Raw genomic sequence first — 15,483 nt, 5'->3', positions numbered from 1 at the left:
GCACTCGTGACCACCACCTCGCGACCTCGCCTCCTGCTGATCGACGGACACTCGATGGCCTACCGGGCCTATTTCGCCCTGCCGGTCGAGAAGTTCTCGACGACCACGGGGCAGTCGACGAACGCCGTCTACGGGTTCGTCTCGATGCTGACGAACCTGCTGCGCGACGAGAAGCCGACGCACGTCGCAGTCGCGTTCGACGCCGGGCGCGCCTCGTTCCGCACCGAGGTCCTGCCGAGCTACAAGGGCACGCGCGACGCGAGCCCCGAGCCCTTCAAGGGGCAGGTCCCGCTCATCAAGGACATCCTCGCGACGCTCAACATCCCGGTCCTGCAGAAGGAGAACTACGAGGCGGACGACATCTTCGCGACCCTCGCGACCCAGGCCGCCGCGGCCGGCATGGAGGTCCTGGTCTGCTCGGGCGACAGGGACTCGTTCCAGCTCGTCGACGAGAACGTGACCGTGCTCTACCCCAAGGTCGGCGTCTCGACCCTGGCGCGCATGACCCCGGACGCGGTTCTCGAGAAGTACGGCGTCCCCCCCGAGCGCTACCCGGACCTCGCGGCCCTCGTCGGTGAGACGAGCGACAACCTTCCGGGCATCCCGGGCGTGGGCCCCAAGACGGCCGCCAAGTGGATCAATGCGTACGACGGCCTGGACGGCGTGCTCGAGTCGGCCGACAAGATCACGGGCAAGGCGGGGGAGAACCTGCGGGCCAACCTCGACCAGGTGCGGCTCAACCGTCAGCTCAACGCGCTGCTGACGGACATGGAGCTCCCGCTGGGCCCCGACGACCTGCTGGTCCAGCCGTGGGACCGCGAGGCCATGCACCGCGTGTTCGACGCCCTGGAGTTCACGGCCCTGCGCGAGCGCCTGTTCGCGCTCGCCCCGGAGGGGGAGGAGGACGTCGAGGAGGGCTTCGACGTCTCGCTCGCCGTGCTCGCGCAGGGCGAGCTCGGCGGCTGGCTCACGTCCCGCAAGGAGCGCCCCGTGGGCCTCGTGGTCGCTGGCAAGGCCGCCCCGGTGGGCGGGGACGCGTGGTCGCTCGCGGTCGCGGACGACGGCGCCGCAGCGGTCGCGGTGGACCTCGCCGACGTCGCGGTCGTCGACGAGCAGGCCCTGTCCGCGTGGCTCGCGGACACCGACACACCCAAGGTGGTCCACGGGGCCAAGGCCACGTGGCACGAGCTCGCGGCACGCGGGTTCGACCTGCAGGGCGTGGTCTTCGACACCGAGCTCGCGGCGTACCTGTGCCACCCGGACCAGCGGGGCTACGACCTGGGCGACCTCGCGATCCGTCACCTCAAGCGCGAGCTGCGGGTCGAGGCGGTCGACGACGAGCCCCAGGGAGCGCTCGACCTCTCGCTCGACGGCTCGGGCGAGGACAAGCGGGACGCGGTGCGCGCAGCAGGAGTCCTCGACCTCTCGGAGGTGCTCGTGGGCGAGCTGCGGGACCGCGGCGCGGACCACCTGCTCAAGGACCTCGAGCTGCCCCTCGTCGACGTGCTCGCCCGCATGGAGTCGCGCGGCATCGCCGCGGACGTCGAGTACCTGACCGAGCTCGAGAAGCACTTCAGCGAGCTCGTCGCGACCGCCGCGACCGAGGCGTACGACGTGATCGGGCGTGAGGTGAACCTGGGCTCGCCCAAGCAGCTCCAGGAGGTCCTGTTCGACCAGCTGGGCATGCCCAAGACCAAGAAGATCAAGACCGGCTACACCACGGACGCGGCAGCCCTCGCGGACCTGTTCGCCAAGACGGGCCACCCGTTCCTCGAGCACCTGCTCGCGCACCGCGACGCCACGCGCCTGCGCCAGACGGTCGAGGGGCTGCTCAAGTCGGTCGCCCCCGACGGGCGCATCCACACGACGTTCCAGCAGACCATCGCGGCGACCGGGCGGCTCAGCTCGACCGACCCGAACCTGCAGAACATCCCCATCCGCACCGAGGCCGGCCGGCGGATCCGCCGGGCGTTCGTGGTGGGTGAGGGCTACGAGACCCTGCTGACCGCGGACTACAGCCAGATCGAGATGCGGATCATGGCGCACCTGTCGGGAGACGAGGGCCTCATCGAGGCGTTCCGCTCCGGCGAGGACCTGCACAGCTACGTGGGGTCGCGCGTGTTCGACGTCCCGACCGACCAGGTCACCCCCGCCATGCGCTCAAAGATCAAGGCCATGTCGTACGGCCTCGCCTACGGTCTGTCCTCGTTCGGGCTCTCGCAGCAGCTCAACATCTCGGTGGGTGAGGCCGCAGGCCTCATGGAGGACTACTTCAAGCGCTTCGGCGGCGTGCGCGACTACCTCACGGGCGTCGTCGACGAGGCCCGGGTGACGGGTTACACGGCGACCATCCTGGGGCGTCGCCGCTACCTGCCGGACCTCACGAGCGACAACCGCCAGCGCCGCGACATGGCCGAGCGCATGGCGCTCAACGCCCCCATCCAGGGCAGCGCCGCCGACATCATCAAGGTCGCGATGCTGGGCGTCCAGCGCGCGATCGACGAGCAGGACCTGCGCTCGCGCCTGCTGCTCCAGGTCCACGACGAGCTCGTGGTCGAGGTCGCACCGGGGGAGCGGGACAGCGTCGAGGAGCTCCTGCGCCGCGAGATGGGCGCCGCAGCCGAGCTCTCGGTGCCGCTCGACGTCTCGGTGGGCGCAGGGCGCACCTGGCACGACGCCGGCCACTGACACCAGGTCCGCCGTCGGCGTGAGAGCGCAGGGCCGTCCGCTGTCAGCGGGCGGCCCTGCGCCGTCGGAGGACTCAGGACCGCGTGAAGCGCGAGCCGCCGTACTTCTTGTGGACGGCCTGGCGGCTGACCCCGAGGATCGTCGCGATCGCCGCCCAGGGGATCCCGCGGGACCTCGCGCGGCGGACGACGAGCGCCTCGCGCCGGTCGGCCTCGTCCCGGAGGTCGCGGAGCGCAGCGAGCGCGCGCAGCGGGTCGTCGTCGTCGGCCGCGCGGACGAGCATCGTCATGTCGGGCTCCTTCATCGGTTCCTCCGGTAGCGGGTCTCCCCGGTCCAGGTGGCGAGCAGTCGCCACCTTGTCAACATAGGTTGACGTCCGACGAGTCGTCAATCCTGGTTGACGCCCCTCGCTGCGACAGCCGCCCGTGGGTCAGCCTGCGCTGCGGGTCCGGAAGATCGCGGTACCGGGCAGGTACGCGCCCCGCACCGGCCCCCAGCCGCCCCAGACCTCCTGGTTGTCGGCCGGCCACTCGGGCTCCACGACGTCCTCGATCAGGAGTCCGGCGGCGATGACCTCGCGCACGTGGTCGCCGAACGTGCGGTGGTACTCGGCGTAGGCGACCCGCCCGGCGGTGTCGGTCTCGACGTAGGGGCGACGGTCGAAGTACGAGCGGTTCGCCGTCAGCCCGCGCGTGCTCGGGTCGTCGGGGAACGCCCAGCGCAGCGGATGGGTCACCGAGAAGACCCACGAACCCCCGGGACGCAGGACGCGAGCGACCTCGCGGTGGATCGCTCCGGCGTCGGGCACGAAGGGGATGGCGCCGAACGAGGTGAAGGCGACGTCGAAGCTCGCGTCGGCGAACGGGAGACGCCGGGCGTCCGCCTGGACCAGCGGCACCGGGATCCCGGTCGAGGCATTGAGCGCGGCGCCCCTGCCCAGCATGCCGCCCGACACGTCGGTCGCGACGACCTCGACGCCGCGCGCGGCGAGCCAGCGCGAGCACTGCGCGGCGCCCGCGCCGACCTCGAGCACGCGCCGCCCGTCCAGGTCTCCCAGGAGGTGGGCGTCGGCCTCGCGGAGCCCCTCGGGGCACCAGCAGAAGTCGACCGCCCCCAGGAAGTCTCCGTGCTCGTCGAGGTACTCCTCGGCGTTGGCGTCCCACCAGGTGCGACCCGCGGCGCCGCCCTGCTCCGCCGGGACGTCCCGGTACCCGACCGATCCGATCGTCTCATCCGTCATGCATCTATCGTCTCGCGACGAGGGGCGCGCGTCAGCATCCGCCCAGGTGGTCGATAGGGTAGGGGCTGGTCGGTCGAGCGATGGCGCTGGTCCGCCTTCCGACGATCACTCATCACGAGACGAGGTTCGAGTTGCGCATCGGTCTGCTCACAGGTGGCGGGGACTGCCCCGGTTTGAACGCGGCCATCAGGGCCGTCGTCAAGCAGGGGATGGGCGAGTACGGACACACGATCATCGGGTTCCGGAACGGGTGGAAGGGTGTCGTCGACGGCGACATCATCCCGCTCGGGCGCCAGGACATCCGCAACGTGCTCCCGGTCGGCGGGACCCTCCTGGGTACGGCGCGTTTTCACCCGCACGCCTCCGACGGCGGGATCGACGCGGTCCTGGCCACGGTCGAGGCCGAGCGCCTCGACGCCATGATCTGCATCGGGGGCGACGGCACGCTGCACGCGGCGAGCAAGGTCGCGGACGCGGGTGTGAACATCGTCGCGATCCCCAAGACGATCGACAACGACGTGGAGGGCACCGACCTGTCGATCGGGTTCCACACGGCCGTCAACATCGCGACCGAGGCGATCGACCGCGTGCACACGACCGCGGAGAGCCACAACCGTGTCATGGTCGTCGAGGTCATGGGCCGGCACGCGGGCTGGATCGCGGTGAACGCGGGCATCGCCGGTGGCGCCGAGGTCGTGCTCGCGCCCGAGGACCCGTTCGACATGGACGCCATCGAGAAGTTCCTGCGTCACCGCCATCGTGCGCACGCCAACTTCTCGATCGTGGTCGTCGCCGAGGGCGCCGTGCCGCGCGAGGGCAGCAGCATGAACTTCACGCAGGAGCTCGGCAAGTACGGCGAGATCATCGCGGGGTCGATCGGCGAGCGCGTCTCGGCGGAGATCGCCCGGCGCACGGGGTTCGACACGCGCCTGACGGTCCTCGGGCACGTCCAGCGCGGCGGGGAGCCCACGCCGACGGACCGCATCCTCGGCAGCCGATTCGGCGTGGCCGCGGTCGACGCCGTCTCGCGCGGCGAGTCGAAGGTCATGACCGCGCTGCGCGGGGAGAGCGTCGTCCTGGTGCCGCTCGACGAGATCGCCGGCAAGGTCAAGCACGTCCCCGCGGAGCTGCTGCGGGTCGCGCACGCGCTGTCCTGACCGGCGCACGCGCACAGCACGACGGCCGTCCGGGGGACCGCGGGCGGCCGTCGTGCGTCGTCGGGCGGGCGTGTTCCCGTGCCCGGGGGTGACCGCGAGAATCTCCCTTTGACCCCCGCGCCATTCCGTCGATAAGATGTCTGACGGTGCAGTGCGCCTACCGCCCTACCTTCTGCCTGAGACGTGACGCCGATCGATCCGTGTCCGTCGTGGTGGGACCGTTCCGTGCTCGGAGCGGAGGTCACCGGTGGTGACCACCACAGCAGCATCCCTATCCGAACTACTTCCTGTCCGCATCGGAGCATCGAACTCAATGACCATCTCCACCCCCGCGAAGTCCGCACCTCAGGTTGCCATCAACGACATCGGCACCGAAGAGGACTTCCTTGCCGCCATCGACGCCACCATCAAGTACTTCAATGACGGTGACATTGTCGAAGGCACGATCGTCAAGGTCGACCGCGACGAGGTTCTCCTCGACATCGGCTACAAGACCGAGGGCGTCATCCCCTCCCGCGAGCTGTCCATCAAGCACGACGTGGACCCCGGGGACGTCGTCAAGGTCGGTGACGCAGTCGAGGCCCTCGTCCTCCAGAAGGAGGACAAGGAAGGTCGCCTGATCCTCTCCAAGAAGCGCGCTCAGTACGAGCGTGCCTGGGGCACGATCGAGAAGATCAAGGAAGAGGACGGCGTCGTCACCGGCACCGTCATCGAGGTCGTCAAGGGCGGCCTCATCCTCGACATCGGCCTGCGCGGCTTCCTGCCCGCGTCGCTGGTGGAGATGCGTCGCGTCCGCGACCTCCAGCCGTACGTCGGCAAGGAGATCGAGGCGAAGATCATCGAGCTCGACAAGAACCGCAACAACGTCGTCCTGTCGCGTCGTGCGTGGCTCGAGCAGACGCAGTCCGAGGTTCGCTCGACCTTCCTGCAGACGCTGCAGAAGGGCCAGGTGCGCCCCGGTGTCGTCTCCTCGATCGTCAACTTCGGTGCGTTCGTGGACCTCGGCGGCGTCGACGGTCTGGTGCACGTCTCCGAGCTGTCCTGGAAGCACATCGACCACCCCTCCGAGGTCGTCGAGGTGGGCCAGGAGGTCACGGTCGAGGTCCTGGACGTCGACTTCGACCGCGAGCGCGTCTCCCTGTCGCTGAAGGCGACGCAGGAGGACCCGTGGCAGACCTTCGCTCGTACGCACGCCATCGGTCAGGTCGTGCCGGGCAAGGTCACGAAGCTCGTTCCGTTCGGTGCGTTCGTCCGCGTCGAGGACGGCATCGAGGGCCTCGTGCACATCTCCGAGCTGGCTGTCCGCCACGTCGAGCTGCCCGAGCAGGTCGTCAACGTGGGTGACGAGGTCTTCGTCAAGGTCATCGACATCGACCTCGAGCGTCGTCGCATCTCGCTGTCGCTCAAGCAGGCCAACGAGGGCGTGGACCCGGAGTCGGACGACTTCGACCCCGCGCTGTACGGCATGGCTGCCGAGTACGACGAGCAGGGGAACTACAAGTACCCCGAGGGCTTCGACCCCGAGACCAACGAGTGGCTCGAGGGCTTCGAGGCTCAGCGCGAGACGTGGGAGTCGCAGTACGCGAAGGCCCACGAGCGCTGGGAGGCTCACCGCAAGCAGGTCGCCGAGGCTCTCAAGGCCGACGACGAGGCCGTCACCTCGGGCGAGTCCACCAGCTCTGCAGCGACCTACTCCTCGACCCCGGTCCAGGACGAGGCTGCCGGCACGCTGGCCTCGGACGAGGCGCTCGCCGCTCTGCGCGAGAAGCTCACGGGTAACTGATCTCCTCCTGGCCTCGCGGCCAGGGTGATCTTCTGACAGGACCCGCCACCTTCGGGTGGCGGGTCCTGTCGTGTCTGGGGTCGTCGAGCGCCGCGCGCCAGGTCGCCTAGGGTGTGACGATGCCGTGGACCACCCAGAGCACCAGGACCGTGTACGAGAACCCGTGGATCAGGGTCCGGGAGGACCAGGTCGTCCGGCCGGACGGGGCGCCCGGGATCTACGGCGTGGTCGAGATGCGGTGGCCGTCGGTCTTCGTCGTGGCCCTCACCGACGCCGACGAGGTCGTGCTCGTGACCCAGCATCGATATGCGACCGGAGCCGTCTCGACCGAGGTCCCGGCCGGAGCGACCGACGGCGAGGACCCCTTGGTCGCGGCCCGGCGCGAGCTCCTCGAGGAGACCGGGCTCCGGGCCGGCGAGTGGGTGCGCGTCGGAGGCATGGACGCCCTCAACGGGGTGGCGAAGGCCCCCGAGCACGTGTTCGTGGCTCGAGGGCTGACGGGCTTCCCGCCCGGGCCGGAGTCCAGCAGCTCCGACGGGGCCGTGCTCGGGCGACAGGGGAGCGCCTCCTCGGCCGACCAGGCCGAGGAGGGGATCTCCCGCGTCGAGGCCCTGCCCTTCGGTCAGGTCCTCGGGATGGTCGCCGACGGGACGATCCGCGACGGCGAGACCATCGCGGCCCTCGCACTGGCAGGACTGTGGCTCGGCCGGTTCGCGTGAGTCCTCGGGCGGTCCGCCCGAGGGTGCGTCAGGCGACCACGTTCTCCTCGTGCGCAGAGATCGAGAGACCGTCGGGACGGACGGTCCCGGCCGCCCCGACGCGCGCAGAACCGTCGCCGTCCGTCGCGAACTGCGTCCGGTACAGCTCCGCGTAGAGCCCGCCGTGCGCTAGGAGCTCGGCGTGGGTCCCGGTGCTCACGACGCGTCCCTGGTCGAGCACGACGATCATGTCGGCCTGCCGGACCGTCGAGAGCCTGTGCGCGATCACGAGCGAGGTGCGTCCCTGCAGCGCCGCGTCCAGGGCGAGCTGGACGGCGGCCTCCGACTCGGAGTCGAGGTGCGCCGTCGCCTCGTCGAGGACGACGAGCGAGGGGGCCTTGAGGAACAGCCGGGCGATCGCCAGGCGCTGGCGCTCGCCACCCGAGAGGCGGTAGCCGCGGTCCCCGACCACGGTCTCGAGGCCGGCCGGGAGCGACTCGACGAGGTCGGCGACGTGCGCCTGCCGCAGGGCGGTCCACAGCTCGGCGTCCGTGGCCGCGGGCCTCGCGTACCGGAGGTTGCCGGCGATGGTGTCGTGGAATAGGTGCGCCTCCTGGGAGACGACTCCCACGGTGTCCTGCAGCGACCGCTGCGTCACCTCGCGCAGGTCGCGGCCCGCGATGCGCACGGACCCGCCCGTCGGGTCGTACATGCGCGTGACGAGCTGCGAGATCGTGGTCTTGCCCGCCCCTGAAGGGCCGACGATCGCGACCATCGCGCCCGCGGGCACGGCGAACGAGACGTCGGTGAGCGTGTCGGTCGTCGGGTCCGAGGACTCGGTCGCCACGGCCTCGAGCGACGCGAGCGAGACGTCCGCGGCGCCCGGGTAGCGGAAGGTGACGTGCTCGAGGGCGAGCGTCGCGCCGTGGAGAGCGACGTCGTCGGACAGGTCGCCCGCGTCCGGGGCGTCCGTGACGGACGGCTCGAGGTCGAGGACCTCGAGCACCCGCTCGAAGCTGACGAGTGCGGTCATGACGTCCACCTGCACGTTGGACAGCGCGGTGAGCGGGCCGTAGAGGCGTGCGAGGTACGCGGTCAGGGCCACGACCACGCCGACGGTGAGCGTCCCCCGGATGGCCATGACGCCACCGAGCCCGTAGACGATCGCGACGGCGACCGAGGCGACGGTCGTCAGGGCCACGCGGAAGACCGTCGCGTACATGGCCGAGGTCACGCCGATGTCGCGCACGCGTCCGGCCTGCTCGGCGTAGGTCGCGGACTCCTGCTCGGGGCGGCCGAAGATCTTCACGAGGTGGGCGCCCGCGACGTTGAAGCGCTCGTTCATCATCTGCGCGGCGTCGGCGTTGAGGGCGTAGCTCTCGCGCGTGATGCCCGCGAGCCTGCGGCCGACCCAGCGCGCCGGCAGGACGAACACGGGCAGGAGCGCGAGCGCGATGAGGGTGAGCTCCCACGACATGGAGAGCATCGCCGCGAGCACGAACACCACGGTCAGCAGGTTCGAGAAGACGTTGGACAGCGTCGAGGTGAAGGCCTGCTGGGCTCCGAGGACGTCCCCGTTGAGGCGCTGGACCAGGGCTCCGGTGCGGGTCCGGCTGAAGAACGCGAGCGGCATGCGCTGGACGTGGTCGAACACCGCGGTCCGCAGGTCGAAGATGAGGCCTTCGCCCACGCGCGCCGAGTACCAGCGCTCGCCGACGCTCAGGACTCCTGAGACGAGGGCGAGGAGCGCGACGACGAGAGCGATCCGGACGACCACGTCCACCCTGCCCGCAGTGATGCCGTCGTCGATGAGGGCCTTGAAGAGGAGCGGGGTGACCGCGCCCGCCGCGGCGTTGAGCGCGATGAGCACGAGGAACACGGCGAGCTGCGCCTTGTAGGGGCGGGCGAAGCCGAGGATCCGCCGGACGGTCCCGCGGTGCAGTCGCTGCTTGGTGATCGAGGAGTCCTGGCGGAAGGTGCGCATGCCGGAGCCGCCGCCGAAGGGTGAGGGGAAGGACACGTGGCCTCCAGAGGGTCGGAGGGAGCGGCGGAGGAGGAGCCTCGACGCCGGTAGTGAGCCTACCTCACCATGAGTTGGTTCACAATATGTCGCACGACGGCTAGTCTCGTGCCTGTGACGACAGACTTCGACGCCGAGAACGCCGAGTTCCTCACCCTCCTGCACGCCGCGATGCGCAGCGTGCGCCGCGAGGCAGGGGAGCGGCTGGGGCGTGCTCGGACGACCCCGGGGCAGTTCCGCATGCTGCGCGCGCTCGCGCACAGCGACGGACCCCAGCGCCCCAGCGCCCTCGCGGGCATGCTCGACGTCGCCCCGCGCTCCGTGACGTCCAAGGTCGACGACGCCGAGGCGGCCGGCCTCGTACGCCGGCTCCCCGACCCGACCGACCGTCGCGCCACGCTCGTCGAGCTCACCGAGGCGGGCCGCCAGACCCTCGCGCAGGTCGCCGCCGAGCGCGAGACCAGCGCAGGGACCCTCCTGGCCCGCCTGGGCGAGGACGACCGGCACGAGCTGCTGCGCCTGCTCCGCGCGGTGGCCGGTGAGGCGGACCAGGTCTCAGGGCGTGCGCACCGGCCATGACTGGCAGGATGGACCCATGTTTCGCGTAGGCCTGACCGGCGGGATCGCAGCAGGAAAGTCCGTGGCCCTCGACCGTTTCGCCGAGCTCGGGGCGTGCGTCATCGACTCCGACGTGCTCGCGCGTGACGCGGTCGCACCCGGGACCGTGGGCCTCGCCGAGGTCGTCGATGCGTTCGGCGAGACCGTGCTCGCGCCGGACGGCACGCTCGACCGCGCCCGCCTGGGGACGATCGTCTTCAGCGACGACGCGGCGCGGGCCCGGCTCAACGCGATCGTGCACCCCGAGGTGCGTCGCCTGTCGGCCGAGCGCGAGGCGCTCGTGGCCGCGCGCGACCCCCGCGCCGTCGTCGTGCACGCGATCCCTCTGCTCGTCGAGACCGGTCAGGCCGAGTCCTTCCACCTCGTGGCCGTGGTCGTCGCCCCCGAGGACGTCCGCGTCCGACGCCTCGTCGAGTCCCGCGGCATGAGCGAGGACGAGGCGCGCGCACGCATCGCCGCGCAGGCCACCGACGGGGAGCGGCTCGCTGCTGCCGACGTGACGCTCGACGGCAGCGGAGCGCCCGAGACGCTGCGGGCCGAGGTCGACGCGCTGTGGGAGCGGATCGTCCAGGAGACCGCGGAGGAGCTCGCGTGACGATCCTGCTCTCGGGGTTCGAGCCGTTCGACGGCGCCTCGACCAACGCCTCCTGGCAGGCCGTGAGCGCGTTGCGCGACGCGTGGGACGGTGACGAGCCACTGGTCGCCGTGGAGCTGCCCTGCACGTTCGACGGGGCGTGGCCCGCCCTCCGGGCCGCGATCGAGCGGTACGAGCCCCGGGTCGTGATCGCGGTCGGGCTCGCGGGCGGGACGAGCGCGGTCCGCCTCGAGCGAGTCGCGATCAACGTGATCGACGCACGGATCCCGGACAACGCGGGCTCCGCCCCGGTGGACGAGCCGGTCGTCGCGGACGGGCCCGCGGCCTGGTTCACGGGGCTCCCGCTCAAGGCGAGCCTGGTCGCGGTGCGTGCGGCCGGGATACCCGTGGAGGTGTCCAGCACCGCCGGGACCTACGTCTGCAACGCGACCTTCGCTGCGCTCATGCACGGGACGTCGGGTCGGGAGGGGGTGCGGTCGGGGTTCGTGCACGTGCCCGACGGCGAGTCCCTGCCGCTGGCCTCGACCGTCACGGCCCTGCGGGTCGTCGTCGAGACCGCCCGGGCAGACCTTGACGGGTCGCTCGGGGTGGGCGACGACGTGGTGCGTGTCGCGGCGGGCGCCGAGCACTGAGCGCGCTGAAGGCTGGCGGTTCCGGACCTCGACGGCTCCGGCGTCGACGAGCCGTCCGCGCTGTCGAGCGGCTGTGCCGACGGACACGCCACGGGCCCCAGGGATCACCCTGGGGCCCGTGGCGTGTCAGGTGCCGAACGGCAGAGCGGTGCTCAGCTCGTGGCGCGGCGGCGAGCCATCACGACGAGGCCGGCACCGGCGCCGAGGAGCGCGACGGAGATCGCGACGACGAGCGCTGTGCGAGCCCCCGTGCTCGCGAGCCCGCCTTCCTCCTTCGCCTCGGCCGCGGCCGGGGGAGTGGTGGACCCCGCCGTCCCCGAGGCGGGGGTCTCGCCCGGCGCGGCGACCTTCTCGGCGGGCGTGGTGGTCTTCTCCTCCGAGGGGACGCTCTCGGACGGTGCGGGGGCCGGCGTCTCCTCGGCGTCCGGGACCTCGGGGACCGTGGGCTCCTCCGGGGCCGGGGGCACGACGAGGTTCGTCGGCGGCTCGGGGTCGCACCCGAGCGACGTCAGGCCGATCCACGGGTAGTTGTGGTGCTCGAGCCCGCTGCCGCCGTTCCCGCCGAACGTCAGGTCACCGCCGACCCAGAGCCGGCCGTTGGTGTTGGTGCTCTGGACGACCTTGACCGAGGACTTCGGGGCGAGGATCGATCCGACGGTCTGGCTGTTGCCCGAGAGGGCGAGCGACGTGGCGTCGGGGAAGTTCCACAGGATGCGGGGCGCCCACGCCCCCAAGGCGGCGAAGGTGTCGATCCGCTGGCCGATCGACTCTGCCGCGGTGTGGACCATCGTGAAGTCGACGCTGCTGCCCGAGACGTTGACGACGATCGGAGCCGAGGCGCCGACGTTCGCGAAGACGAGCGTGCCGTTCGTCTTCTTGAGCTCCTGGGCCGACAGGGAGAAGACCTGCGTGGCGCTGGTCCCGTCGCCCGTGAGCGAGGCGTAGCCGTCCTTCGTCCTGAGCGAACCCGTCGCGGGGAGGGCGGCGAGGTCGGCCGAGGTCGAGCTGAGCAGTGAGCTCGTGGCCGCGACGCTCTGCGCGGGTGCCGAGCTGTTCGGCTTCCGGGCGCCGCCGTTGAGCTCCATGCTCCCGTCGATCGAGCGCGTGGCCGTGACGTTGCCCCCCTTGGCGATGCCGTGCCCGACGTCGATGCGGCCGCTCGAGACCGAGATGCCGGCGCCCGCGACGATCATGTCGCTCCCGCCGGGCGGGACGATCTGCGATCCGCCGCCTGCGCGGCCGAAGTTCATCAGTCCGCCCGTGGCGATGTCGACCGTTCCTCCGGCGAGGAGCACTCCTTCGGACTCGGCAGCGCCCGCGCGGGCCGCGTAGTCGCCCCCGACGAAGACCGCGACGCCCTCGTCGGTGAAGGCGGGGCCGCCCGTCGTGATCCCCGGCAGGGTGCTCGACGGCGTGCACAAGGGGGTCGTGGCCAGAGGTGCGGCGACGGCGGCCGGTACGCCGGCGACACCGATCAGTCCGGTGGCCAGCGCGCCCGTGGCGAGCGCGCTGAGGAGGGTGCGACGGGTTGTCCGGCGCGTCGTGCTGAGGAACATCGATGTCTCCGGGGTGGGGGTCGAGGACCTGAAAGTAAGTTCTGTGTACGAATCCAGCTCGGACGAATCCATCGACGTCCGTTTTGTCGGGGGATAGCACGAGATAGCAAGGATTACGGGCACCCTAGGGCGCTCTGCTGCGACACGCCAAATCCCCTGTCGGGTGAAAGTCCGGCCTCGGGGTGCGGCGTGGATCGCGGCACGGCACGGAGCCGCAAGGTCCGTGTGGGTGGTTCGCCGTACCGTGGAGACATGCGACCCGTCACCGATCTTCAGCGCACCGTCGCCCCTTTCGAGGTCATCTCCGACTACACGCCGTCGGGTGACCAGCCGACAGCCATCGCCGAGCTCTCCGAGCGCCTGCGGGCAGGGGAGAAGGACGTCGTGCTGCTCGGCGCGACCGGGACCGGCAAGTCCGCGACGACGGCTTGGCTGATCGAGGAGCTGCAGCGCCCGACGCTCGTCATGGCGCCGAACAAGACCCTGGCCGCGCAGCTCGCCACCGAGTTCCGCGAGCTGCTGCCCAACAACGCGGTCGAGTACTTCGTGTCGTACTACGACTACTACCAGCCCGAGGCGTACATCGCGCAGACGGACACCTACATCGAGAAGGACTCGTCGATCAACGACGAGGTCGAGCGTCTGCGGCACTCTGCGACGTCCTCGTTGCTGACCCGCAGGGACGTCGTGGTCGTGGCGTCGGTGTCGTGCATCTACGGCCTGGGTACACCGCAGGAGTACGTCGACCGCATGGTCCGTCTCGACGTCGGTGACCAGGTCGAGCGCGACGTGATGCTGCGCCAGTTCGTCACCATGCAGTACACGCGCAACGACATGGCCTTCACGCGCGGCACGTTCCGGGTACGGGGGGACACGGTCGAGATCATCCCGGTCTACGAGGAGCTCGCGATCCGTATCGAGTTCTTCGGCGACGAGATCGAGGCCATCCACCTCCTGCACCCGCTCACGGGTGACGTGGTGCGCTCCGAGCAGAGCGTCAACCTCTTCCCGGCCACGCACTACGTCGCCGGGCCGGAGCGCATGGAGCGGGCGATCACCTCGATCGAGGCGGAGCTCGAGCAGCGGCTGGCCGAGCTCGAGCGGCAGAACAAGCTTCTCGAGGCCCAGCGTCTGCGCATGCGCACCACGTACGACATCGAGATGATGCGCCAGATCGGGTCGTGCTCGGGCATCGAGAACTACTCGCGGCACATCGACGGCCGTGAGGCCGGGACTGCTCCGCACACGCTCCTCGACTACTTCCCCGAGGACTTCCTCCTCGTGATCGACGAGTCGCACGTGACCGTGCCCCAGATCGGGGCCATGTTCGAGGGCGACATGTCGCGCAAGCGCAACCTGGTCGACCACGGGTTCCGCCTGCCCAGCGCCATGGACAACCGGCCGCTGCGCTGGGAGGAGTTCGTCGAACGGATCGGGCAGACGGTCTACCTGTCGGCGACGCCGGGCAAGTACGAGCTCTCGATGTCGGACGGGGTCGTCGAGCAGATCATCCGGCCCACCGGGCTGGTCGACCCGGAGATCGTGGTCAAGCCGACCACGGGTCAGATCGACGACCTGCTCCACGAGATCCGTGAACGGGTCGAGCGCAACGAGCGCGTCCTGGTCACGACGCTCACCAAGAAGATGTCCGAGGACCTCACGGACTACTTCCTGGAGCGGGACGTGCGCGTCCGCTACCTGCACTCCGAGGTGGACACCTTGCGCCGCGTCGAGCTGCTCCGCGAGCTCCGCCTGGGTGAGTACGACGTCCTGGTCGGCATCAACCTGCTCCGCGAGGGGCTGGACCTCCCGGAGGTCTCGCTCGTCGCGATCCTGGACGCGGACAAGGAGGGGTTCCTGCGGTCGGGGACGTCGCTCATCCAGACGATCGGGCGCGCGGCCCGCAACGTCTCGGGCCAGGTGCACATGTACGCCGACAAGATCACCCCGGCCATGGCGCAGGCGATCGAGGAGACCACCCGACGTCGCGAGAAGCAGGTGGCGTACAACCTCGAGCACGGCGTGGACCCCACGCCGCTGCGCAAGAAGATCGCCGACGTCACGGACATGCTGGCGCGCGAGGACATCGACACGCAGGAGCTCCTCGCGGGTGGCTACCGCCAGCCGGGCAAGGGGAAGGCCCCCGTGCCTGGCGGGGCCAAGGCGGGTGCGGCCACCAACCGGCTCGCCGGGGTCGCCGCAGGGGAGCTCGCCGACCTGATCCAGGAGCTGAGCGACCAGATGCACGGGGCGGCCGCCGAGCTCCAGTTCGAGCTCGCGGCGCGCCTGCGCGACGAGATCTCGGGTCTCAAGAAGGAGCTGCGTCAGATGCACTCCGCGACCGCCTGACGGGGATCCGCGTGCCGGCCCCAGGAGCGGGCCGGTTCGAGGGGCGGGATGATCCCGCCGCCCATGACGGTTGTGGAAGGCGTGGGCGACTCGCGGCCGCGATGGCCTATGCTTGCTCGGTTGAAGGGGAGTATTCCCGAACACGGT

The 15,483-nt window shown here is 70.6% G+C and carries 12 protein-coding genes; 8 read left to right on the top strand and 4 right to left on the bottom strand.

Translation table 11 applies throughout. The annotated features are described in order from the left end of the window. The first annotated feature begins 54 nt into the window (after nucleotides 1-54). The gene (gene polA, locus ASE15_RS04665) at nucleotides 55-2,688 is read left to right on the top strand and encodes a DNA polymerase I (protein ID WP_056761935.1); all 2,634 of its coding nucleotides are present in this window, start codon (nucleotides 55-57) and stop codon (nucleotides 2,686-2,688) included. A 73-nt stretch (nucleotides 2,689-2,761) separates the two neighbouring features. On the opposite strand, the gene ASE15_RS04660 is transcribed toward polA, so the two are convergent. Continuing rightward, nucleotides 2,762-2,977 carry a helix-turn-helix domain-containing protein gene (locus ASE15_RS04660; protein WP_225220676.1) on the bottom strand — a complete coding sequence of 72 codons (216 nt, stop codon included), beginning with the start codon at nucleotides 2,975-2,977 and terminating at the stop codon, nucleotides 2,762-2,764. A gap of 141 nt (nucleotides 2,978-3,118) precedes the next feature. Continuing rightward, nucleotides 3,119-3,928 carry a class I SAM-dependent methyltransferase gene (locus ASE15_RS04655; RefSeq protein ID WP_056761905.1) on the bottom strand — a complete coding sequence of 270 codons (810 nt, stop codon included), beginning with the start codon at nucleotides 3,926-3,928 and terminating at the stop codon, nucleotides 3,119-3,121. Nucleotides 3,929-4,059: 131 nt separating this feature from the next. Between ASE15_RS04655 and ASE15_RS04650 the strand changes: the two genes are divergently transcribed. The 3 genes from ASE15_RS04650 to ASE15_RS04640 all read left to right on the top strand — a co-directional run bounded on the left by ASE15_RS04650 (nucleotide 4,060) and on the right by ASE15_RS04640 (nucleotide 7,587). After that, nucleotides 4,060-5,085, top strand: a complete 1,026-nt coding sequence (locus ASE15_RS04650; RefSeq protein ID WP_056761933.1) for a 6-phosphofructokinase — start codon at nucleotides 4,060-4,062, stop codon at nucleotides 5,083-5,085. Nucleotides 5,086-5,398: 313 nt separating this feature from the next. Continuing rightward, entirely contained in the window at nucleotides 5,399-6,868 is a 1,470-nt protein-coding gene (rpsA, locus tag ASE15_RS04645) for a 30S ribosomal protein S1 (protein WP_056651541.1), read from the top strand. A gap of 119 nt (nucleotides 6,869-6,987) precedes the next feature. Beyond that, nucleotides 6,988-7,587 carry an NUDIX hydrolase gene (locus ASE15_RS04640; protein WP_056761931.1) on the top strand — a complete coding sequence of 200 codons (600 nt, stop codon included), beginning with the start codon at nucleotides 6,988-6,990 and terminating at the stop codon, nucleotides 7,585-7,587. A gap of 28 nt (nucleotides 7,588-7,615) precedes the next feature. On the opposite strand, the gene ASE15_RS04635 is transcribed toward ASE15_RS04640, so the two are convergent. Beyond that, on the bottom strand, nucleotides 7,616-9,550 hold the full coding sequence (locus ASE15_RS04635; protein WP_082618217.1) for an ABC transporter ATP-binding protein: 1,935 nt from the start codon (nucleotides 9,548-9,550) through the stop codon (nucleotides 7,616-7,618). A 150-nt stretch (nucleotides 9,551-9,700) separates the two neighbouring features. Here ASE15_RS04635 and ASE15_RS04630 point away from each other — a divergent pair, with 150 nt between their 5' ends. Genes ASE15_RS04630 through ASE15_RS04620 form a run of 3 tightly spaced genes read left to right on the top strand, consistent with a single transcriptional unit; the run spans nucleotide 9,701 to nucleotide 11,431 of the window. Continuing rightward, nucleotides 9,701-10,165, top strand: coding sequence for a MarR family winged helix-turn-helix transcriptional regulator (locus ASE15_RS04630; protein ID WP_056651544.1), 465 nt, complete (start codon nucleotides 9,701-9,703; stop codon nucleotides 10,163-10,165). A 16-nt stretch (nucleotides 10,166-10,181) separates the two neighbouring features. Next, nucleotides 10,182-10,799, top strand: coding sequence for a dephospho-CoA kinase (coaE, locus tag ASE15_RS04625; protein ID WP_056761903.1), 618 nt, complete (start codon nucleotides 10,182-10,184; stop codon nucleotides 10,797-10,799). Next, nucleotides 10,796-11,431 carry a hypothetical protein gene (locus tag ASE15_RS04620; RefSeq protein WP_056761901.1) on the top strand — a complete coding sequence of 212 codons (636 nt, stop codon included), beginning with the start codon at nucleotides 10,796-10,798 and terminating at the stop codon, nucleotides 11,429-11,431. Before coaE ends, ASE15_RS04620 begins: the two co-directional genes overlap by 4 nt. A 152-nt stretch (nucleotides 11,432-11,583) precedes the next feature. Here the strand turns inward: ASE15_RS04620 and ASE15_RS04615 are convergent, their stop codons facing one another. Then, entirely contained in the window at nucleotides 11,584-12,987 is a 1,404-nt protein-coding gene (locus ASE15_RS04615; RefSeq protein ID WP_056761899.1) for a choice-of-anchor A family protein, read from the bottom strand. Between the two features lie 252 nt (nucleotides 12,988-13,239). Between ASE15_RS04615 and uvrB the strand changes: the two genes are divergently transcribed. Further along, on the top strand, nucleotides 13,240-15,336 hold the full coding sequence (gene uvrB / locus ASE15_RS04610) for an excinuclease ABC subunit UvrB (RefSeq protein WP_056761897.1): 2,097 nt from the start codon (nucleotides 13,240-13,242) through the stop codon (nucleotides 15,334-15,336). Nucleotides 15,337-15,483: the final 147 nt, after the last annotated feature.

It is taken from the genome of Oerskovia sp. Root22, from assembly GCF_001429135.1.
Classification (GTDB): Bacteria; Actinomycetota; Actinomycetes; order Actinomycetales; family Cellulomonadaceae; genus Oerskovia; species Oerskovia enterophila.
This window is presented reverse-complemented; position numbering and strand designations above follow the sequence as displayed.